The 20016-nt window shown below is 72.1% G+C and carries 16 protein-coding genes and 1 riboswitch; of the genes, 10 read left to right on the top strand and 6 right to left on the bottom strand.

The window, feature by feature from the left end:
- Window positions 1-4 precede the first annotated feature (4 nt).
- Together ACZ60B_RS19965 and ACZ60B_RS19960 are read right to left on the bottom strand one after the other, a co-directional pair.
- Window positions 5-946: a sucrase ferredoxin gene (locus ACZ60B_RS19965; protein ID WP_469388677.1), complete on the bottom strand. Its 942-nt coding sequence runs from the start codon at window positions 944-946 to the stop codon at window positions 5-7.
- A gap of 133 nt (window positions 947-1079) precedes the next feature.
- The gene (locus tag ACZ60B_RS19960) at window positions 1080-2336 is read right to left on the bottom strand and encodes a citrate synthase family protein (RefSeq protein WP_469388676.1); all 1257 of its coding nucleotides are present in this window, start codon (window positions 2334-2336) and stop codon (window positions 1080-1082) included.
- Window positions 2337-2434: 98 nt separating this feature from the next.
- On the opposite strand from ACZ60B_RS19960, the gene ACZ60B_RS19955 reads away from it, so the two are divergent.
- Window positions 2435-3601: a citrate synthase/methylcitrate synthase gene (locus ACZ60B_RS19955; protein ID WP_469388674.1), complete on the top strand. Its 1167-nt coding sequence runs from the start codon at window positions 2435-2437 to the stop codon at window positions 3599-3601.
- A gap of 177 nt (window positions 3602-3778) precedes the next feature.
- Here ACZ60B_RS19955 and ACZ60B_RS19950 read toward each other — a convergent pair whose 3' ends face one another.
- Window positions 3779-4015: a hypothetical protein gene (locus ACZ60B_RS19950; RefSeq protein WP_469388673.1), complete on the bottom strand. Its 237-nt coding sequence runs from the start codon at window positions 4013-4015 to the stop codon at window positions 3779-3781.
- A gap of 145 nt (window positions 4016-4160) precedes the next feature.
- Window positions 4161-4712, bottom strand: a complete 552-nt coding sequence (locus tag ACZ60B_RS19945; protein ID WP_469388663.1) for a DUF6082 family protein — start codon at window positions 4710-4712, stop codon at window positions 4161-4163.
- Window positions 4713-5031: 319 nt separating this feature from the next.
- Between ACZ60B_RS19945 and ACZ60B_RS19940 the strand changes: the two genes are divergently transcribed.
- Complete coding sequence (locus ACZ60B_RS19940; protein WP_469388638.1) at window positions 5032-6150, top strand: CobW family GTP-binding protein; 1119 nt, start codon at window positions 5032-5034, stop codon at window positions 6148-6150.
- 22 nt (window positions 6151-6172) lie between these two features.
- On the opposite strand, the gene ACZ60B_RS19935 is transcribed toward ACZ60B_RS19940, so the two are convergent.
- Window positions 6173-8629, bottom strand: coding sequence for a DNA gyrase/topoisomerase IV subunit A (locus ACZ60B_RS19935; protein WP_469388637.1), 2457 nt, complete (start codon window positions 8627-8629; stop codon window positions 6173-6175).
- Between the two features lie 269 nt (window positions 8630-8898).
- Here ACZ60B_RS19935 and ACZ60B_RS19930 point away from each other — a divergent pair, with 269 nt between their 5' ends.
- The 4 genes from ACZ60B_RS19930 (at window position 8899) to ACZ60B_RS19915 (ending at window position 13724) form a co-directional block, all read left to right on the top strand.
- Window positions 8899-10302, top strand: coding sequence for a M16 family metallopeptidase (locus tag ACZ60B_RS19930; RefSeq protein ID WP_469388635.1), 1404 nt, complete (start codon window positions 8899-8901; stop codon window positions 10300-10302).
- On the top strand, window positions 10299-11687 hold the full coding sequence (locus tag ACZ60B_RS19925) for a M16 family metallopeptidase (protein ID WP_469388633.1): 1389 nt from the start codon (window positions 10299-10301) through the stop codon (window positions 11685-11687). Before ACZ60B_RS19930 ends, ACZ60B_RS19925 begins: the two co-directional genes overlap by 4 nt.
- Window positions 11688-11888: 201 nt before the next feature.
- Window positions 11889-12050, top strand: a riboswitch (cyclic di-AMP (ydaO/yuaA leader).
- Between the two features lie 12 nt (window positions 12051-12062).
- Window positions 12063-12815, top strand: coding sequence for a M23 family metallopeptidase (locus ACZ60B_RS19920; protein ID WP_469388631.1), 753 nt, complete (start codon window positions 12063-12065; stop codon window positions 12813-12815).
- A 213-nt stretch (window positions 12816-13028) separates the two neighbouring features.
- Window positions 13029-13724 carry a GntR family transcriptional regulator gene (locus ACZ60B_RS19915; RefSeq protein ID WP_469388630.1) on the top strand — a complete coding sequence of 232 codons (696 nt, stop codon included), beginning with the start codon at window positions 13029-13031 and terminating at the stop codon, window positions 13722-13724.
- Between the two features lie 226 nt (window positions 13725-13950).
- On the opposite strand, the gene ACZ60B_RS19910 is transcribed toward ACZ60B_RS19915, so the two are convergent.
- On the bottom strand, window positions 13951-14232 hold the full coding sequence (locus ACZ60B_RS19910; protein WP_454397434.1) for an HPr family phosphocarrier protein: 282 nt from the start codon (window positions 14230-14232) through the stop codon (window positions 13951-13953).
- Window positions 14233-14406: 174 nt separating this feature from the next.
- Here ACZ60B_RS19910 and ACZ60B_RS19905 point away from each other — a divergent pair, with 174 nt between their 5' ends.
- From ACZ60B_RS19905 to ACZ60B_RS19890, 4 genes are all read left to right on the top strand, one after another.
- Window positions 14407-17361 (top strand): bifunctional acetate--CoA ligase family protein/GNAT family N-acetyltransferase, encoded by a 2955-nt coding sequence (locus tag ACZ60B_RS19905; protein WP_469388627.1) that lies wholly within the window; start codon window positions 14407-14409, stop codon window positions 17359-17361.
- A gap of 129 nt (window positions 17362-17490) precedes the next feature.
- Entirely contained in the window at window positions 17491-18087 is a 597-nt protein-coding gene (locus tag ACZ60B_RS19900; RefSeq protein WP_351616559.1) for a DUF5998 family protein, read from the top strand.
- Window positions 18087-19292: an alkaline phosphatase family protein gene (locus ACZ60B_RS19895; protein WP_469388626.1), complete on the top strand. Its 1206-nt coding sequence runs from the start codon at window positions 18087-18089 to the stop codon at window positions 19290-19292. The genes ACZ60B_RS19900 and ACZ60B_RS19895 overlap by 1 nt, the downstream gene beginning before the upstream one ends.
- Window positions 19293-19363: 71 nt before the next feature.
- Window positions 19364-20014 carry a thymidine kinase gene (locus ACZ60B_RS19890; RefSeq protein WP_450666661.1) on the top strand — a complete coding sequence of 217 codons (651 nt, stop codon included), beginning with the start codon at window positions 19364-19366 and terminating at the stop codon, window positions 20012-20014.
- The last annotated feature ends 2 nt before the right edge of the window (window positions 20015-20016 follow it).

Below are 20016 nucleotides of genomic sequence, written 5' to 3'. Positions count from 1 at the left end.
GCGGTCAGCCCGCCAGCGCGGCCGTCGTCAGCTCGCGCACCGCCACCACGTCCATCCGGGCCGGTGTGCCCAGGAGCGAGGCCCCGCAGCTCTCCGGGCGGGGCGGCAGACAGGCACCCTGGGCCACGACGACCCGCCAGTGACGGCCGTCGGCATGGGCGACGGTCACTTCCCAGCGAGGCGCCGCGCCGTCCGTCCGCACGACGCTCAGCACGCCCGCCGCGTCCTCGCCCACCGAGGCGCGTACGGCCAGCTCGGCCGCTTGGCCGGGCCGCTCCCAGGCGGAGCTCCCGCGGCACCCCCGGGTCACGATCTTCCCCTCCCGGACGCCCTGGAGGACCTCCACGACGGTCCGGGCATCGGCCCGTCCGTACGCGTATCCGTGCGGCAGGACCAGCACCGTCGGCGAAAAGCGATGACCACCCAGATGGGTGACCTCCCAGACGCCCTCCACTCCACGGGCGGCGAGCTCCGCCGCGAGCGGGCGGCCGAGCAGGGCGCAGCAGCGGTCGCGTTTGCCGTTGGTGCAGACGAGCGCGAGGGGGTCCCCGGTGTGGGGTCGGCCGCCCAGCGCGGCCGCGAAGGTCCGGTGGTCGCCTCGGCCGAGCGCGGCGAAGTCCAGGTCGAGCAGGCGTTCCGGGGTGGCCGTCGTGGCGCTGTGCAGCCACGCGTTCCCCGGCGTGGTGTGGGCCGCGTAGACCTTCCGGACGAGCGGTGTGCCGAAGTCGGCGTGCGGGCCGGGGCGGCGGATGAGCGCGATGCGTACGCCCGTGCCGTCGGCCGCCGCCTCCAGGGCACGGCCCAGTGCCGGATCCAGGTGGCTCGAAGTGAGCGCCTTGACACCCCATGGACCCGGCTGTTCCAGCAGGAGCCACGTCCGTGCCGTGGCCGCGGTTCCGGAAACGGGCTCGTCGAGGTCTCCCGAGACGGTCGCACACGTACTCACAGAGGTGAGCCTAACCTGACTTGACGTGTGGTGGCTTCCGGCCGGGTCCGGGGCGACCCCGCCCGTGCCGCCGTCCGCCCCCGTGACCAGGCACCGGTCCGGCCGTGACGACGGCCGGACCGGGACCCTGCCGCTACTCCGGGAGGGGCTGCGGCGGACGCGGCCCCACGTAGTGGCCGCTCGGCCGCATACGCAGCGGTCGCTCCCCGTACTCCTCCAGGGCATGGGCGATCCAGCCGGCCGTACGGGCGACGGCGAAGATCGTCTCGCCCGCCGAGGCCGGCATCCCGCAGGACGCGGTCAGCACGGCCAGGGCGAGGTCCACGTTGGCGTGCAGCGGGGTGTGGCGGGCGGTGGTGGCCACGATGTCGCGGGCGGCCGCGAGGGCGGGCGCGGCCCGGGGGATGTCCTCCAGAAGGGTGAACAGGGTACGCGCGCGCGGGTCCTCGCCGGGGTAGAGCCGGTGCCCCAGGCCGGGGACGCGGCGGCCGGCCCGCAGCTCCTCCGCGATCACGGGCGCCGCGTCCCCCTGGTCGAGCACCTCCAGCAGCAGACGGTGGGCGAGTCCGCTGGCGGCGCCGTGCAGGGGGCCTTCGAGGACGCCGAGGCCGGCGGAGACGGCGGCGTAGGGATGGGCCCGGGCCGACGCCGCGACGCGCACCGCGAGAGTGGAGGCGGCCAGGTCGTGGTCGACGAGGAGGCCGAGTGCCGTGTCCAGGGCCCGCAGCGACGCCTCGTCGGCGTCCCGGCCGGTCAGCCGCGGCCAGAGCCGGTGGGCCAGCGGGCCCGTATCGCGGTGGGTGGGGCGCATGGGCGGCAGCGCGGCGACGAGGGTGGGGACGAGGATGCGCGCGGTGCCGAGCACGGCGTCCTCGGTCAGGTCGAAGCGCAGCGGGTCGGCGGCCGCGGCGGCGATCGCGGCGACCCGCAACCGGTCGGTGGGCCCGGTGTGTTCGGGCAACGCGGCGACCGCGTGGCGGGCGACGGCGGCGGATGCCTCGGGGGCGGTGAACGTGACGCCGGGGCGCAGCCGCCCCGTCCACAGCCACTCGGCGATCTCCTCGTAGGAGTGCCGTGCGGCCAGCTCGGTGGCGTCGACGCCGCGGAAGTAGTACCGGTCCTTGTCGATGAGTGTGATGCGGGTGCGTACGGACAGCTCGGAGCCGCTGCCGGAAGTCCCGCCGCTCTCCCGCCGGTTGCGCCGGGCGAGCGCCTCGACCTCCTTGGCGTCGAAGGTACTGCCACGGCCGCCCGGTACACGCCGGCTGCCGAGCTGGCCGCGGCTCACGTACGCGTACACGGTCTCGGGCTTCACGCCGAGCAGCTCGGCGGCCTCCTTGGTGCTCAGCCGCCGCCCCGGGTGACCTGCGTCGGGCTCTTGATCGCGCATGAAGGTCACCGTAGCGGCCCCTGGGCATATTGATTCAATCAATATTGACAGACAAATAGTCAACCATGGACAGTTCAATCAATTCCAGGGAGGCAATCATGTCCGTCAATAGAGCCGCAGCCACTCGCGTCGAAGTGCCGCGGGGACTCGCGGGCGTCGTCGTCACCGACACCGAGATCGGTGACGTCCGGGGGGTCGAGGGCTTCTACCACTACCGCCAGTACTCGGCCGTCGAACTCGCGCGGACCCGCGGCTTCGAGGACGTCTGGCACCTCCTGGTCCACGGCGAACTGCCGGACGCCGAACAGGGCGCCGCCTTCGCCGCCAGGACCGCGGCACTGCGCCGGCTGCCGGACGGCGTGCGCGCGGCGCTGCCGGCCATCGCCGCGGCCGGCGGTGGCTCCGGCCCCCTGGCCGGTATGCGTACGGCGCTGTCCCTGCTCGGCGCGGCCCAGGGTTTTCGCCCCGTGTACGACATCGACGCCGCCCGGCGCCGAGAGGACACCGTCGTGGCAGCCGCGGCCGTACCGACCCTGCTCACCGCGCTGCACCGGCTGCGGTCGGGGCTCGCCCCGGTGGAACCCCGCGCGGACCTGTCGTACGCGGCCAACTACCTGTACATGCTGACCGGGGTCGAGCCCGACCCGCGCAAGGCGCGTGCGGTCGAGCAATATCTGATCTCGACCATTGATCATGGCTTCAATGCGTCAACCTTCACCGCGCGTGTCATCGCGTCGACGGGGGCGGACGTGGCGGCCTGTCTGGTCGGCGCCGTGGGCGCGCTGTCGGGGCCGCTGCACGGCGGTGCCCCGAGCCGTGCCCTGGACACCCTGGACGCGATCGGCACGCCCGAGCGGATCGACCCCTGGATCCGTGAGCGGGTTCTCGCGGGCGAGCGCATCATGGGCTTCGGTCATGCCGTCTACCGCACGGAGGACCCTCGCTCCCGGATGCTGCGGGAGATCGCGCAGGGGTTCGGTGGCCCGCGGGTGGATTTCGCCGTCGAGGTCGAGCGCCGGGTGGAGGCGATCCTCGCCGAACTCAAACCGGGACGCGAACTGCACACCAACGTCGAGTTCTACGCGGGTGTGGTCATGGAGCTCTGCGGTCTGCCGCGGTCGATGTTCACGCCTACCTTCGCGGCGGGGCGCGTGGTGGGCTGGAGCGCGAACGTCCTGGAGCAGGCGGAGGACTCGAAGATCATCCGCCCGGTGGCGCGGTATGTGGGGCCGGGAGCGCCGGTGAAGGTACCGGACGCGGCCTGAGAGGCGGGTGTGGCCTGGTGCCGTTCTGACGCCAGGCCTCATCGGTGACTGAACGAGCGCTGACGGGGTGCCGGGCTGCTCGCCGGATCGGTCCCGGCTCGCTCAACGGTTGCGTGCGGCCGGGTGGGGTGACGGGGCGGGTCGACGCGGACGCGGACGCGTGGTCGCGAAGGAGCGTCAGGCGTCGGGAATGTCCGCCTTGGCGCGGATCAAGGTCTCCCGGCTCACGATGACGATGCGTTCGTAGTCTGCGCGGGAGGCGTCGACGGGAAGTTCGCCGTCCAGCGCCTCGGTGGCCTCGGTGCCGATGACGGCGAAGTTGCCGTCACTGAGCTCGAACACGTCGGGGCAGTTGGCTCCTGAGTTACTGCCTCGGGCGCTCGGGGGCACACCGATGCGGCGCACGATCTTCAAGGGATACCGGTCCTTACGGATTCTGGGCATAGTGGTGGACCGAACCGTATCCCTGAGGAAGTGGCCTTCGAGGCGACATGGGTGAATGTCACTCAGTCGTGTTGCTGATGCAGGTGTGTTGACCTATCTGGCCCACAGAAACGGGTCATTCGGACGGAGGGCTTCCCACCACCCACCACTCGTCGGTGTCCGCCTCGTCGAGGTCTCTGACGAGACCGTCGACCATTTGTCCGATGCGGGCCTCGTCGGACGACTCCTTCAAGGTCGCGCGCTGGCCCCGTGAGGCCTCCCAGTACTCGCGGAAGATCGGGCTCTGGAAGAACTCCCGCAGATAGGTGTACAGCTCCTCGCGGTCCAGCACTTCCGCGCGGTAGAGGTGGAAGAGGTAGGTGTACCACGCGTTGGCGTAGAGGAACTGACGGCGCTTCTCGGCCGGGATGCCCTTGTCGTAGGTGTCGATCACCGCGGCGAGCGAGGGGTCGTCGATCGCCCTGGCCAGCAACTCCCAGTGCATACGCTGCTGATGTGCCAGAGCCTTGCGGCGGACCGCCAACTCCTCTAGTTCCAGACGCCTTTGTCGCAGATGCTCCTCCTCGACCCGCTTCTGCCGCGCGGCCAGCGTCAAGGCGGCGGTGGCGAGCGTCAGACCGGCTGCGACGGCGCCCAGCCTCCCCGCAGAGTGCTTCCGTATGGCCATGTAGATCCCCGATTCAAGCGACCGTCCGCCGGTCGTCGGAGTGTGGGTCGACTGGTGGGGACCGGCGAGCGATGGGCGGCGCGTGCCGCCTCCAGGGTGCCGAGCGGCTCTGACCGGCGGGGAGGCGGAGAGGAGGCGCACGGAAGGAAGCGAGGGTCGCACACTTCGACGCCATGCCCAACGTCTGCCCCGCCGATGCTGCTAACAATCGTTCACTCAGCGGGGATTCTTCCGGCTCGTATCCTGGGGCGGCAATACGTTCCACGTGGATGCGCCGGTCGTGAGCCGGTGTGCGCGTCGGTGTGAGAGAGGTCGTACGTTGAGCCAGCCGAGCCCGGCCCGGGGGTCGCAGCAGATTCCGGTGATCGTACTCGCCGGATTCCTCGGCTCGGGCAAGACGACCCTGCTCAACCATCTGCTCCACCGTAGCGGCGGCAGCCGGATCGGGGCGATCGTCAACGACTTCGGGGCCATCGAGATCGACGCGATGGCCGTGGCCGGGGCGCTCGGCGACTCCACCGTGTCCCTCGGCAACGGATGTCTGTGCTGCGCCGTCGACAGCAGTGAGCTGGACGTCTTCCTCGATCGGCTGGCACAGCCTGCCGCCGGGATCGACGTCATCGTCATCGAGGCCAGCGGGCTCGCCGAGCCCCGGGAACTCGTCCGGATGCTGCTCGCCAGCGAGCACCCCGGGATCGTCTACGGCGGACTCGTCGAGGTCGTGGACGCCGCCGAGCTCGACGACGCGCGCGCGAGGCACCCCGAGATCGACCGCCACCTCGCCCTCGCCGATCTCGTCGTCGTGAACAAGCTCGACCGGGCCGAGCGAGACGGCGAGCGCGTCCTGGAGCTCGTCCGTTCGCTCACCGACCGGGCCGCCGCCGTCGTGCCGGCCACCTACGGCCGTATCGATCCCGCATACCTGTTCGACTGCCGGCCCGGCGAGGAACGCATCGGGCAGCTCTCCTTCGACGACCTGCACGACCATGACACCGAGGGCGAGCACGCCGGGCATCTGCACACCGCGTACGACAGCCTGTCCTTCGCCTGCGAGCTGCCCCTCGACCCCCGCAGGCTCATGACCTTCCTCGACAGCAGGCCCGAGGGGCTCTACCGGATCAAGGGGTACGTCGACTTCGGGCCCTACGACACCGGGAACCGGTACCGCGTGCACTCCGTCGGGCGGTTTCTGCGTTTCTACCCGGAGGCCCGGGGGCCGGGTGAGGAGCGGCTCACCCAGCTCGTGCTCATCGGCTCCGGCATCGACGCGCCCGCCCTGCGCAAGGAGCTGGAGGCGTGCACGAGCGACGCCCCGCACGCCGACGAGCACGGCATGTGGGGCGTCCTGCGGTACGTCCAGGGCGACGACGACTGCGACGAGCCCGAGTCCTGGGACGGATCCGCCACCACGGGTCGGATCCGCCACCACGGGTCCTAGAACGGATCCGCCACCACGGGTCCTAGAACGGACCCGCCACCACGCCCACCGTCTTCGACAGCGACACGCCCGAGCCGTCGCGGCGCGGGTCGATCTCCGGGAGCTCGGCCGGGGTGCCGTTCTTCTGCGCCGCCCGTGCCGGGACGGGACCCGCCCAGGCCAGGGACAGGCAGTCCTCGCCCTTCAGGAACCGCTGGCAGCGGACACCGCCGGTGGCGCGGCCCTTGCGCGGGTACTGGTCGAACGGGGTCATCTTGCCGGTCGTCTGCACGGAGTCGTCCAGGGTGCCGCGCGAGCCGGCGACGGTGAAGACGACCGCGTCCACGGCCGGGTCCACCACGGTGAACGAGATCACCTTCGCGCCCTCGGTGAGCTTGATGCCCGCCATGCCGCCCGCCGGACGGCCCTGCGGGCGCACCTGCGACGCCTGGTAGCGCAGCAGCTGCGCGTCGTCCGTGATGAAGACCAGGTCCTCCTCGCCGGTGCGCAGTTCCACCGCGCCGACGATCCGGTCACCCTCCTTGAGGGCGATGACCTCCAGCTCGTCCTTGTTGGTGGGATAGTCCGGGACCACCCGCTTGACCACGCCCTGTTCGGTGCCGATGGCCAGGCCGGGGGACGACTCGTCCAGCGTGGTCAGACAGACCAGCGTCTCGTCGTCGTCGAGGGAGACGAACTCCGCGAGCGGGGCGCCGCCCGACAGGTTCGGCGCCGACGCGGTGTCCGGGAGCTGCGGCAGGTCGACGACGTTGATCCGCAGCAGACGGCCCGCCGAGGTGACGGCGCCGATCTCACCGCGCGCGGTGGCGGGCACCGTCGAGACGATCACGTCGTGCTTGGTGCGGTGGGCGTCGGGGTCCTCCGGGAAGGGCTCCGCGTTCGCCGTACGGGCCAGCAGGCCGGTCGACGACAGCAGCACCCGGCACGGGTCGTCCGCGACCTGGAGCGGCACGGTGGCGGCCGGGGCGCCCGCGGACTCCAGCAGCACCGTACGCCGCTCGGTGCCGAACTTCTTCGCCACCGCGGCCAGTTCGGCCGAGACCAGCTTGCGCAGCTCCGCGTCCGACTCCAGGATCCGGGTCAGCTCCGCGATCTCCGTGTTGAGCCGTTCCTGCTCCGACTCCAGCTCGATCCGGTCGAAGCGGGTCAGCCGGCGCAGCGGCGTGTCCAGGATGTACTGCGTCTGGATCTCCGACAGCCCGAAGCGCTCCATCAGGCGCTCCTTCGCCTGCGCGGAGTTGTCGCTGGAGCGGATCAGCCGGATGACCTCGTCGATGTCGACGAGCGCCGTCAGCAGGCCCTCCACCAGGTGCAGCCGGTCGCGCCGCTTGGTGCGCCGGAACTCCGAGCGGCGCCGGACGACCTCGAAACGGTGGTCGAGGTAGACCTCGAGAAGCTCCTTCAGGCCCAGCGTGAGCGGCTGGCCGTCGACCAGCGCGACGTTGTTGATGCCGAAGGACTCCTCCATCGGCGTCAGCTTGTAGAGCTGCTCCAGGACCGCCTCCGGCACGAAGCCGTTCTTGATCTCGATGACCAGGCGCAGGCCGTGCTCACGGTCGGTGAGGTCCTTGACGTCGGCGATGCCCTGGATCTTCTTCGCGCCGACCAGGTCCTTGATCTTGGCGATCACCTTCTCCGGGCCGACCGTGAAGGGCAGCTCGGTGACGATCAGACCCTTGCGGCGGGCCGTGACGGTCTCCACCGCGACCGTGGCGCGGATCTTGAAGGTGCCGCGGCCGTTCTCGTACGCGTCCCTGATGCCGCCGAGGCCGACGATCCGGCCGCCGGTGGGCAGGTCGGGACCCGGGACGAACCGCATCAGGGCGTCCAGGTCCGCGGCCGGATAGCGGATGAGGTGGCGGGCGGCCGCGATGACCTCGCCGAGGTTGTGCGGCGGCATGTTCGTGGCCATGCCGACCGCGATGCCCGACGAGCCGTTCACCAGGAGGTTCGGGAAGGCCGCCGGCAGCGTGGCCGGCTCCTGCTCCTGGCCGTCGTAGTTGGGGGCGAAGTCGACGGTGTCCTCGTCGATCGACTCCGTCATCAGGCTCGCGGCGGAGGCGGCCTTGCACTCGGTGTACCGCATGGCGGCCGGCGGGTCGTCGTTGCCCAGCGAACCGAAGTTGCCGTGGCCGTCGACGAGCGGCACGCGCATGGAGAACGGCTGGGCCATGCGCACCAGGGCGTCGTAGATCGACGCGTCGCCGTGCGGGTGCAGCTTGCCCATCACCTCGCCGACGACACGGGCGCACTTCACGTAGCCGCGCTCGGGACGCAGACCCATCTCGTTCATCTGGTACACGATGCGGCGGTGCACCGGCTTGAGGCCGTCGCGGGCGTCCGGCAGCGCGCGGGAGTAGATGACCGAGTACGCGTACTCGAGGAAGGAGCCCTGCATCTCGTCGACGACGTCGATGTCGAGGATCCGCTCCTCGTACGAGTCGTCGGGCGGCGGGGTCTTCGTGCTGCGGCGGGCCATCGCTGCCGGCTCCTTGCTGACGCGTGAACGGGTTCTGACGCGGACCATTGTGGACCGCGCTACTGACAGTGCGGGCGGGGCCCCGGCGTCGTCCGCCCGGCCCGGTGTGGAGCGGCGCCTGCCTCCACGACTGCCCGCAGGCTACGCGATCTCGCTCTCGGCGTACGTCCCGCGGGAACTTCGCCCATGGTCCGCCCGCTTGCATACAGTGGCAGGACAGGCACGAAACGCGCGGTCGGACGACCGCGTCCGCGATCGAAGGGACGTACATGCCCATGGGTCACACGGCCACAGCCGAGGCAGGCTCCGGGGGCCTGACAGCGACCGAGCACCGCTTGGCCAACGGCCTTCGCGTGGTGCTCTCCGAGGACCATCTGACCCCGGTCGCGGCGGTGTGCCTCTGGTACGACGTCGGCTCCCGCCACGAAGTCAAGGGCCGTACAGGCCTGGCTCACCTCTTCGAGCACCTGATGTTCCAGGGGTCCGGACAGGTCAAGGGCAACGGCCACTTCGAGCTGGTGCAGGGCGCGGGCGGTTCGCTGAACGGCACCACCAGCTTCGAACGCACCAACTACTTCGAGACCATGCCCACCCACCAGCTGGAGCTCGCCCTCTGGCTGGAGGCCGACCGCATGGGCTCCCTGCTCGCCGCCCTCGACGACGATTCCATGGAGAACCAGCGGGACGTCGTCAAGAACGAGCGCCGCCAGCGCTACGACAACGTGCCCTACGGCACCGCGTTCGAGAAGCTGACCGCCCTCGCCTACCCGGAGGGCCACCCCTACCACCACACGCCCATCGGCTCGATGGCCGACCTGGACGCGGCCACCCTGGAGGACGCGCGGGCGTTCTTCCGGACGTACTACGCGCCGAACAACGCCGTCCTCTCCGTGGTCGGCGACATCGACCCGGCGCAGACGCTCGCCTGGGTCGAGAAGTACTTCGGCTCCATCGCCTCCCACGACGCCAAGCCCGCCCCGCGCGACGGCTCGCTGCCCGAGGTCATCGGCGGTCAGCTGCGCGAGGTCGTCGAGGAGGAGGTCCCGGCGCGCGCCCTGATGGCCGCCTACCGGCTGCCGCACGACGGCACGCGCGCGTGCGACGCCGCCGACCTGGCGCTGACCGTCCTGGGCGGCGGGGAGTCCTCCCGCCTCTACAACCGGCTGGTACGGCGCGACCGTACGGCGGTCGCGGCCGGCTTCGGCCTGCTGCGGCTGGCGGGGGCGCCCTCCCTGGGCTGGCTGGACGTGAAGACCTCCGGTGACGTCGAGGTGCCGGTCATCGAGGCCGCCATCGACGAGGAGCTCGCCCGGTTCGCCGAGGAGGGCCCCACGGACGAGGAGATGGAGCGCGCCCAGGCCCAGTTGGAGCGCGAGTGGCTGGACCGGCTCGGCACGGTCGCGGGCCGCGCCGACGAACTGTGCCGCTACGCCGTCCTGTTCGGCGACCCGCAGCTCGCCCTCACCGCCGTCGGGCGGGTGCTGGAAGTGACGGCCGAGGAGGTCCAGGCGATCGCCAAGGCCCGCCTGCGCCCCGACAACCGCGCGGTGCTCGTGTACGAGCCGACCGCCCCCGAGGCGCTGGACGAGGCCGAGGCCGCGGAGCGCACCGAAGACCCGGAGTCCGCGGCGACCGTGGAAGCCACCGACGAGACCGAGGAGGCGGCCCAGTGACCGAGCTCGCCACGATGCAGTTCCACCCCCAGCCCCAACCGGGCGAGGCCAGGCCCTGGGCGTTCCCGGCGCCGGAGCGCGGCACCCTGGACAACGGCCTGACGCTGCTGCGCTGCCACCGCCCCGGCCAGCAGGTCGTCGCCGTCGAGGTGCTCCTCGACGCGCCGCTGGAGGCCGAGCCGGCCGGTCTCGACGGCGTGGCCACGATCATGGCGCGGGCCTTCTCGGAGGGCACCGACAAGCTCACCGCGGAGGAGTTCGCCGCCGAACTGGAGCGCTGCGGCGCCACGCTGGACGCGCACGCCGACCACCCCGGCGTACGGCTGAGCCTCGAAGTGCCGGTCTCGCGCCTGGCGAAGGCGCTCGGCCTGCTCGCCGACGCCCTGCGCGCGCCCGCGTTCGCGGACAGCGAGGTCGAGCGGCTGGTGCGCAACCGGCTCGACGAGATCCCGCACGAGCTGGCCAACCCCGCACGCCGGGGGGCCAAGGAGCTCTCCAAGGAGCTGTTCCCGGCGGCCTCGCGGATGTCGCGCCCGCGCCAGGGCACCGAGGAGACGGTCACGAAGATCGACTCCGCGGCCGTACGCGCCTTCTACGACCGGCATGTCCGCCCCGCCACGGCCACCGCCGTGATCGTCGGCGATCTCGCGGGCATCGACCTGGACGAGCTGCTCGGCGACACGCTGGGTGCCTGGAAGGGCTCCTCGGCCGAGCCCCGGCCGGTGCCGCCGGTGAGCTCCGACGACACCGGCCGCGTCGTCATCGTGGACCGTCCCGGCGCGGTCCAGACGCAGTTGCTGATCGGCCGCACCGGGGCCGACCGGCACGACCGGGTCTGGCCCGCGCAGGTGCTCGGCACGTACTGCCTCGGCGGCACCCTCACCTCCCGGCTGGACCGCGTCCTGCGGGAGGAGAAGGGCTACACCTACGGCGTGCGCGCGTTCGGCCAGGTGCTCCGGTCGGCGCCGGACGGCACGGGCGCCGCGATGCTCGCCATCAGCGGCTCCGTGGACACCCCGAACACCGGTCCCGCCCTGGCGGACCTGTGGACCGTGCTGCGCACGCTCGCGGCGGAGGGCCTGACCGACGCGGAGCGCGACGTCGCCGTGCAGAACCTCGTCGGGGTGGCGCCGCTGAAGTACGAGACCGCGGCGGCCGTGGCGGCCACGCTGGCCGACCAGGTCGAGCAGCACCTGCCCGACGACTACCAGGCGACGCTCTACCGGCAGCTCGCCGCGACCGGCACGGTGGAGGCCACCGCCGCGGCCGTGAGCGCCTTCCCGGTGGACCGTCTGGTGACGATCCTCGTGGGCGACGCGGCACAGATCAAGGAGCCTGTCGAGGCGCTCGGCATCGGTGAGGTCACCGTCGTGTCCGCCGAGTAGGGCACGCGCGCGAAGGGGCCCCGGTGACCTGTCGGTCGCCGGGGCCCCTTCGCGTACAGGCGATGTCCGAATTGAGGCGGAGACATCCTGTCTGCCGTGTGGCGTGCGCTACAAAACATGCGATCCGTTTGATGATCGAAAGACGGCGCCCGTACCGTCACTTGGACTGTTCGTCGGGCAGTGCGCCGCATCCGCGGCAGCGGACAGTCATCGCCGAGTCCCCCAGGCGCGAGCCAGGGGAGCCGGGGACCCATCGCAGTCCCTGGGGTGAATCGGACGTCCGCGCACACCGCGAGGCGTCCGTAGGAGACCTTCCTGCTCCGAACCCGTCAGCTAACCCGGTAGGCGAGAGGGAAGGAAAGGATCAGCCTCTACATGGCGTTCACGGGCGTTTCCGGCAAGCACCGTCGTCCCAGCCGGATGAAGCGCACCAGCGCTCACGCAGCCGGTATCGCGGCTCTCGCCACCACCGGCGTCGTCGGCACCCTCGCGGCCCCCGCGCTCGCCGCCGAGAACCCCGTCGAGCAGACGGGCCTCACCCCGGTCGTCACCCTCGGCGACGAGGCCGCCGAGCAGGTCGACGCCCAGGCGGCCGCCCAGCAGCAGGCAGCCGCCCAGCAGCTGGCCGAGGAGATCGCCCACGCGAAGGCCGCGGCGAGGGCCGCGGCCGCCCGCAAGGCCGAGGAACGCGCCGCCCGCGAGGCCGAGCGCAAGCGCCTCAACACGTTCGTGTCGCCGATCACCGGCTCCTACGTCTCCACGGGCTACCTCAGCAGCAGCTCGCTGTGGTCCTCCGGCAGCCACACCGGCGTCGACTTCCACGCCGCCACCGGCACCACCGTCCACGCGGTCGGCTACGGCACCGTCGTCGAGGCCGGCTGGGGCGGCGCCTACGGCAACCAGGTCGTCATCCAGATGAACGACGGCACGTACACCCAGTACGGCCACCTGTCCTCCATCGGTGTCTCGGTGGGTCAGCAGGTCGTCACCGGCCAGCAGATCGGCCTCTCCGGCGCGACCGGCAACGTCACCGGACCGCACCTGCACTTCGAGGCCCGTACGACCGCCGAGTACGGCTCGGACATCGACCCGGTCGCCTACCTCCGCAACCACGGTGTGAACGTCTGACGCCCGTCCGCGCTGCGGACGTCCGGCGACGACCGCGCGACCTACCGAAAGCCCCGGCTCCCCGAGCCGGGGCTTTCGGCGTTCCGGCACCGCTCTGTCCAAAAAATATCCCCGGATTCCGGCCGCCCGTCGGAAATTACGCCTGATTGCAATAGAGTCGCTGGACACATGTCAATCGGCGACGTTTCACGGGCATTAAGGCGGAGGTCGGTCATGCGTATTCCGGCGCACTCGGTGTGCACGGCGATCCGGGACGACATCGTCGCCGGTGTCTACGAGCGTGGCAGCCGGCTCACCGAGGAACTTCTCGCCCGGCGCTACGGCGTCTCGCGCGTCCCGGTCCGGGAGGCCCTGCGCACGCTGGAGGCGGAGGGCTTCGTGGTGACCCGCCGGCACGCGGGCGCGTGCGTGGCGGAACCCACCGAGCAGGAGGCCTCCGACCTGCTGGAGATGCGCATGCTCCTGGAGCCGCTGGGTGCCTCCCGGGCCGCCCAGCGGCGCACCGAGGCCCATCTCAAGGTGCTGCGCGGCCTGGTCCGGCTCGGCCAGGAGCGGGCCAGGCGGGGCAACAGCGAGGATCTGCGCTCCCTGGGCGGATGGTTCCACGAGACGCTCGCCCAGGCCTCCGGCAGCCAGGCGCTGACCGCCACGCTCACCCAGCTGCGGCACAAGATCGCCTGGATGTACGCGACGGAGGCGCCCGCCGACCCCGTGGAGTCCTGGGCCGAGCACGGCGCGATCGTGGACGCGGTGGCGCGCGGCGACGGCGAGCGTGCGCGGGCGGTCACGGCGCTGCACGCCGAGCGCGCGAGCGTCGTGCACCGACTGCGGTTCTCCGGCGCGGGGGAGCGCGCCGACCGTGTGAGGACTTCGCAACATCCCGTAAACGTGACGGGTCTGCGGAATTAACAGAAGCGCCGTATACAAAGAAGGGATATTCGGCGGAGATGTATTTCCGTTGCCCTTGCTCTCGTGTGCCGGGAATTTCCCGTCGCACGTTCTTCGCATGCGCGCAGAATGCCAAGACGCCGAATGAAAACGGCGGAGCCGCGTCGGCCGGAAAGGCCGACGCGGCTCCGCCGTTCACCGTGCGGTGTGCTGCGCCGCGCGCCCCGCGATGTGCCGCGGGCGAGGCTCAGACGGTCTCGGGAAGCTCTTCGAGACCCTCGGTGACCAGCTTGGCCAGACGGTCGAGGGCGGCGTCCGCACCCTCGGCGTCGGAGGCGAGGACGATCTCCTCGCCACCCTCGGCGCCGAGGCCGAGGACGGCCAGCATGGAGGCCGCGTTGACGGGGTTGCCGTCGGCCTTGGCGATCGTGACCGGGACGCCAGTGGCCGTGGTGGCCCGGACGAAGATGGAGGCGGGACGGGCGTGGAGGCCCTCGGCCCAGCCGACGTTGACGCGGCGCTCAGCCATGTGATGCTGCCCTTCAGTGTCTCAGGGTTGTCTAGACCAGTGTGACATGCCGGGACGGGTGCCGGGTGCGACCCGGTTCCCGTCCCGGGGGTGCCGGCCGCGGCCTCGACCCGACATCCGTCCCCCACAGACTGCCTCGCGCCGTTGTCGTACGCGAGCCGTACTCTGGGGCCCATGCAGACCTCGGCGGACCCGCAGGACCGGCACGAGTACCCCGCGCACTGGGAAGCGGACGTGGTGCTGCGCGACGGCGGCACCGCCCGCGTCCGGCCCATCACGGTCGACGACGCCGACCGCCTGGTCAGCTTCTACGAGCAGGTCTCGGACGAGTCGAAGTACTACCGCTTCTTCGCGCCGTACCCGCGCCTGTCCGCCAAGGACGTCCGCCGCTTCACGCACCACGACTTCGTGGACCGGGTGGGGCTCGCGGCCGTGATCGGGGACGAGTTCGTCGCCACCGTGCGCTACGACCGCATCGGCGCCGGCGGAGCGCCCGCCTCCGCGCCCGCCGACGAGGCCGAGGTCGCCTTCCTGGTCCAGGACGCGCACCAGGGCAGGGGGGTCGCCTCCGCGCTGCTGGAGCACATCGCGGCCGTCGCGCGCGAGCGGGGCATCCGCCGCTTCGCCGCCGAGGTGCTGCCCGCGAACACCAAGATGATCAAGGTGTTCACGGACGCCGGCTACACCCAGAAGCGCAGCTTCGAGGACGGTGTCGTACGCCTGGAGTTCGACCTCGAACCGACGGCGCGCTCGCTGGCCGTGCAGCGCGCGCGGGAGCAGCGCGCCGAGGCACGGTCGGTGCGCCGGCTGCTCGCCCCGGGCTCCGTCGCCGTCGTCGGCGTCGGCCGCGCCCCGGGAGGCGTCGGCCGCAGCGTCCTCGGCAACCTCCGGGAGGCCGGGTTCACCGGACGCCTGTACGCCGTGAACCGGGCGCTGCCCGAGGGGCAGGACGAGCTCGACGGCGTGCCCGCCCTCCGTTCGGTGCGCGACATCGAAGGACCCGTCGACGTCGCGGTCGTCGCCGTGCCGACCGAGCGCGTGCCCGACGTCGTCACCGAGTGCGGCGAGCACGGCGTCCAGGGTCTCGTCGTGGTCTCCTCCGGGTACGCGGAGAGCGGACCCGAAGGGCGCGAGCGCCAGCGCGAACTCGTACGCCACGCACGCGTGTACGGGATGCGCATCATCGGCCCGAACGCCTTCGGGATCATCAACACCTCCCCGGACGTACGGCTGAACGCCTCGCTGGCCCCGCAGATGCCCCGTCCCGGGCGGATCGGTCTGTTCGCGCAGTCCGGCGCCATCGGCATCGCCCTGCTGTCCCGGCTGCACCGGCGCGGCGGCGGTGTCACCGGTGTCACGGGCGTGTCCACCTTCGTGTCGTCCGGCAACCGGGCGGACGTCTCCGGCAACGACGTCCTCCAGTACTGGTACGACGACCCGGACACCGACGTCGCCCTGATGTACCTGGAGTCCATCGGCAACCCGCGCAAGTTCACCCGCCTGGCCCGGCGGACGGCCGCGGCGAAGCCGCTCGTCGTCGTGCAGGGCGCGGGCCACGTCCCGCAGGGGCACGCCGTACGGGCGACCCGGCTGCCGCACGCGACCGTGTCCGCGTTGCTGCGGCAGGCCGGGGTCATCCGCGTCGACACCATCACCGAGCTGGTCGACGCGGGGCTGCTGCTCGCCCGCCAGCCGCTTCCGGCCGGGCCGCGGGTGGCGATCCTCGGCAACTCCGAGTCGCTGGGCGTGCTGACGTACGACGCCTGCCTCGCCGAGGGGTTGCGGCCGCAGCCGCCGGTCGACCTGACCACGGGGGCCACGGCGGACGACTTCCGGGGGGCGCTGTCGCGGGCGCTGGCGGACGAGACGTGCGACGCGGTCGTGGTGACCGCGATACCGGCGGTCGGCGAGGAGTCGGTCGGGGACGCCACGCTGGCCGAGGCGCTGCGGTCGGCCGCGGCCGCCGTCCCCGCGAAGCCGGTGCTGGTCGTGCACGTGGAACTGGGCGGACTCGCCGAGGCACTGTCGGCGGCGGCGAGCACCGCGCCGCAGGCCCAGGCGTCCACCCGCCCCGCACCCCGGCCGCCCACCACGCAACCGGAGCGGCCGGCCCCCGCGTCCCGGCCCTCCCCGGCCGCGGCCGTCCCCGGGCCCCCCGGAACGCCCGCGCCGCCCGGAACTCCCGGAACGCCCGGGTCCCTCGGAACGCCCGGAACCTCCGGAGCGCCCGGCTCCCTCGGCGAGCCCGGCATCCCCGACCCGGGCTCCCGCCTCATCCCCGCCTACCCCGCCGCCGAGCGCGCGGTCCGCGCTCTCGCCGAGGCCGTGAAGTACGGGCAGTGGCGGCGCGAGGCCGCCGACCCGGGCAAGGTGCCGGAGTACGAGGACATCGACGAGAAGGGGGCCGCCCGGCTGATCGAGGGCCTGCTCGACCGCGGCCAGGGGCTCACCCTCGGCACCCGGGAGACGTGCGAGCTGCTCGGACGGTACGGGATCGCCGTGCGCGAGGCGGTGCCCGCACCCACCCCCGAGGCAGCCGTCGAGGCCGCCCGCACCCTCGGCTACCCCGTGGCCCTCAAGGCCACCGCACCGCACCTGCGACACCGCGCCGACCTCGGCGGCGTACGCCTCGACCTGGCGGACGAGGAGCAACTGCGCCGGGCGTACGCCGAGCTGACCGAGCTGTTCGGGAAGCCGGACGAGCTGCGGCCGGTGGTGCAGGCGATGGCACCGCGCGGGGTCGACACGGTCGTGCGCTCGGTCATCGATCCGAAGGCCGGGGCCGTGCTGTCGTTCGGGCTCGCCGGGGCCGCCTCCCAACTGCTCGACGACATGGCGCACCGGTTGGTTCCGGTCACCGACCGGGACGCGACCTCACTGGTCCGGTCGATCCGGACGGCGCCGCTGCTGTTCGGCTGGCGGGGTTCGACCCCGGTCGACACGCCTGCGCTGGAGGAACTGCTGCTACGGGTGTCCCGGCTGGTGGACGACCACCCCGAGGTCGTCGCGGTCACCCTGGAGCCGGTCGTCGTCGCCCCTCGCGGACTGAGCGTCCTCGGCGCCACCGTGCGCCTGGCGCCACCCCCCGTCCGGGACGACCTCGGCCCGCGCACGCTCCCCTCGTACTGAGCGCGGCGCCGAGCGGCTGTCCGGTCTCACCGGGCGCCGCGCCGAGAGGCTGTCCGGGCCGCACGGTTCCCTCGCGCGGAACCGTCGGGTACGCCGAGCGGTGCCTCGCAGTCAGTGCGCCCCCGTAGGATGGACGTCATGGCCAAGACCAGTACGACGACCCAGGGGCTGCGTGCGGCGATCGAGCGCAGCGGCTACTACCCGGCCCTCGTGGCCGAGGCGGTGGAGGCCGCCGTGGGCGGCGAGCCGATCCGGTCGTACCTGGTCCACCAGGAGACCACGTTCGACCAGAACGAGGTGCGCCGGCACGTGACCGTGCTGGTCCTCACCGGCAACCGCTTCATCGTGAGCCACACCGACGAGCAGGCCGCGGACACCACCTCCCCGACGCCGTACGCCACGACGTCCACGGAGTCCGTGAAGATCGGCCGGATCTCGTCCGTCGTGGTCAGCCGGGTGGTCGCCAACCCCGAGTCCTACACCCCCGGCACGCTGCCGCGCGAGATCGTGCTGACCATCGGCTGGGGCGCCGTCTCCCGCATCGACCTGGAGCCCGCCGCCTGCGGCGACCCCAACTGCGACGCCGACCACGGCTACACGGGCAGCTCGACGGCGGACGACCTCAGCCTGCGCGTCAGCGAGGCCGGGGACGGCCCGGAGACGGTCCGCCAGGCCCTCTCCTTCGCCCAGGCGATCTCCGAGGCGACAGCGGACGTCACCCCCTGATGTCCCCTCTCTCGCCGTCCGATCCCGTGGCCTGGGACCACCCCGAGCCGCTCGCCGTCGGCTCCGCCCCCGTCCCGGAGTACGGCTCCGGTTCGCTCGCCGACCTGCTGCCCACGCTCGCCGACGGCATGGGCGTCCCGGGCATGCCCACCGGCATCCCCGAGCTGACCGCCGCCGACCGCAACTGCGTGTTCCTGATCGACGGCCTGGGCTGGGAACAGCTCGGGGCGCACCCGGACGAGGCGCCCTTCATGGCCTCGCTGCTGGCGAGCTCCCGCGGCGGCACCGGCCGCCCGATCACCGCCGGCTACCCGGCCACCACCGCGACCTCCCTCGCCTCCGTCGGCACCGGCCTGCCGCCGGGCGCCCACGGCCTGCCCGGTTACACCGTCCGCAACCCGGACACCGGCGAGCTGATGAACCAGCTCCGCTGGAAGCCGTGGACCTCGCCCCGCGTCTGGCAGCCGTACCCCACCGTCTTCCAGCTGGCCCAGGCGGCCGGCGTGCACGCCGCCCAGGTCTCGTCGCCGACCTTCGCGAACACCCCGCTGACCAAGGTCGCCCTCAGCGGCGGAACGTTCCACGGGCGGCTGGCCGGCGAGGAGCGCGTGGATCTCGCGGCCGCCCAACTGGCCGCGGCCGACCGCGCCCTGGTCTACACGTACTACGCCGAACTCGACGGCGCGGGTCACCGCTACGGCGTCGCCTCCGACACCTGGCGCGGCCAGCTCATGTACGTCGACCGGCTCGTCCAGCGCCTGGCCGAGCAGCTGCCCCCGCGCAGCGCCCTGTACGTCACGGCCGACCACGGCATGATCGACGTACCGTTCGACGAGCAGCACCGCATCGACTTCGACGAGGACTGGGAGCTGCGCGCCGGCGTGGCCCTGCTGGGCGGCGAGGGCCGCGCCCGCCACGTCTACGCGGTGCCGGGCGCCGAGAACGACGTACTGACCTGCTGGCGCGAGGTGCTCGGCGAGCAGTTCTGGGTGGCCTCGCGGGACGAGGCGATCGCGGCCGGATGGTTCGGTCCGCACATCGACGAACGCGTGTACGCGCGTATCGGCGACGTGGTGGCGGCCGCCCACGACGACGTGTTGATCATCGCCTCGGAGCGGGAACCGAAGGAGTCGGCGATGGTCGGCAACCATGGTTCGATGACCCCGGCCGAGCAGCTGGTACCCCTGCTCGAAGTACGCACCTGAGCCCCACCCCGACACCCCGTCCCCTCCCGTCCGCCCTCCGCCTGTCTCCGCCGAAAGGTGCTCCGCTTCCCATGCCCGAGCTGGTGTTCTTCTCCGGAACGATGGACTGCGGGAAGTCGACGCTGGCCCTCCAGATCGAGCACAACCGCTCCACGCGGGGGCTGGTCGGCATGATCTTCACGCGGGACGACCGCGCGGGCGAGGGCAAGCTGTCCTCGCGCCTCGGTCTGGTCACGGACGCGGTCGAGGTCGAGGACGGCCAGGACCTGTACGCGTTCCTCGTCGACCACCTCTCCAAGGGCGGGCGCGCGGACTACGTGATCGCGGACGAGGCGCAGTTCCTGGCACCCGAACAGATCGACCAGCTCGCGCGGGTCGTCGACGACCTGGGAGTGGACGTCTACGCCTTCGGCATCACGACCGACTTCCGCTCCAAGCTCTTCCCCGGCTCCCAGCGGCTGGTGGAGCTGGCCGACCGGGTCGAGGTGCTCCAGGTCGAGGCCCTGTGCTGGTGCGGCGCCCGCGCCACGCACAACGCCCGCACGGTCGGCGGCGAGATGGTCGTCGAGGGCGCCCAGGTGGTCGTGGGCGACGTCAACCGCTCCGCGGACGAGATCGGCTACGAGGTGCTGTGCCGCCGCCATCACCGGCGTCGTATGACGTCGGCCACGGCCCACGCGGCGGCCCTGTCGCCCGACGTGCTGCCGGTGTCGACCTCCTGAGC

Source organism: Streptomyces sp. NPDC104096 (assembly GCF_055584385.1).
This window is presented reverse-complemented; position numbering and strand designations above follow the sequence as displayed.

Bases quoted from the DNA above. Each gene is read 5' to 3' on its own strand.
- ACZ60B_RS19895 (WP_469388626.1), top strand. From the start codon at position 18,087: ATGTCCCCTCTCTCGCCGTCCGATCCCGTGGCCTGGGACCACCCCGAG.
- ACZ60B_RS19960 (WP_469388676.1), bottom strand. From the start codon at position 2,336: ATGCGCGATCAAGAGCCCGACGCAGGTCACCCGGGGCGGCGGCTGAGC.
- ACZ60B_RS19920 (WP_469388631.1), top strand. From the start codon at position 12,063: ATGGCGTTCACGGGCGTTTCCGGCAAGCACCGTCGTCCCAGCCGGATG.
- ACZ60B_RS19905 (WP_469388627.1), top strand. From the start codon at position 14,407: ATGCAGACCTCGGCGGACCCGCAGGACCGGCACGAGTACCCCGCGCAC.
- ACZ60B_RS19945 (WP_469388663.1), bottom strand. From the start codon at position 4,712: ATGGCCATACGGAAGCACTCTGCGGGGAGGCTGGGCGCCGTCGCAGCC.
- ACZ60B_RS19890 (WP_450666661.1), top strand. From the start codon at position 19,364: ATGCCCGAGCTGGTGTTCTTCTCCGGAACGATGGACTGCGGGAAGTCG.
- ACZ60B_RS19900 (WP_351616559.1), top strand. From the start codon at position 17,491: ATGGACGTCATGGCCAAGACCAGTACGACGACCCAGGGGCTGCGTGCG.
- ACZ60B_RS19955 (WP_469388674.1), top strand. From the start codon at position 2,435: ATGTCCGTCAATAGAGCCGCAGCCACTCGCGTCGAAGTGCCGCGGGGA.
- ACZ60B_RS19910 (WP_454397434.1), bottom strand. From the start codon at position 14,232: ATGGCTGAGCGCCGCGTCAACGTCGGCTGGGCCGAGGGCCTCCACGCC.
- ACZ60B_RS19935 (WP_469388637.1), bottom strand. From the start codon at position 8,629: ATGGCCCGCCGCAGCACGAAGACCCCGCCGCCCGACGACTCGTACGAG.
- ACZ60B_RS19930 (WP_469388635.1), top strand. From the start codon at position 8,899: ATGCCCATGGGTCACACGGCCACAGCCGAGGCAGGCTCCGGGGGCCTG.
- ACZ60B_RS19915 (WP_469388630.1), top strand. From the start codon at position 13,029: ATGCGTATTCCGGCGCACTCGGTGTGCACGGCGATCCGGGACGACATC.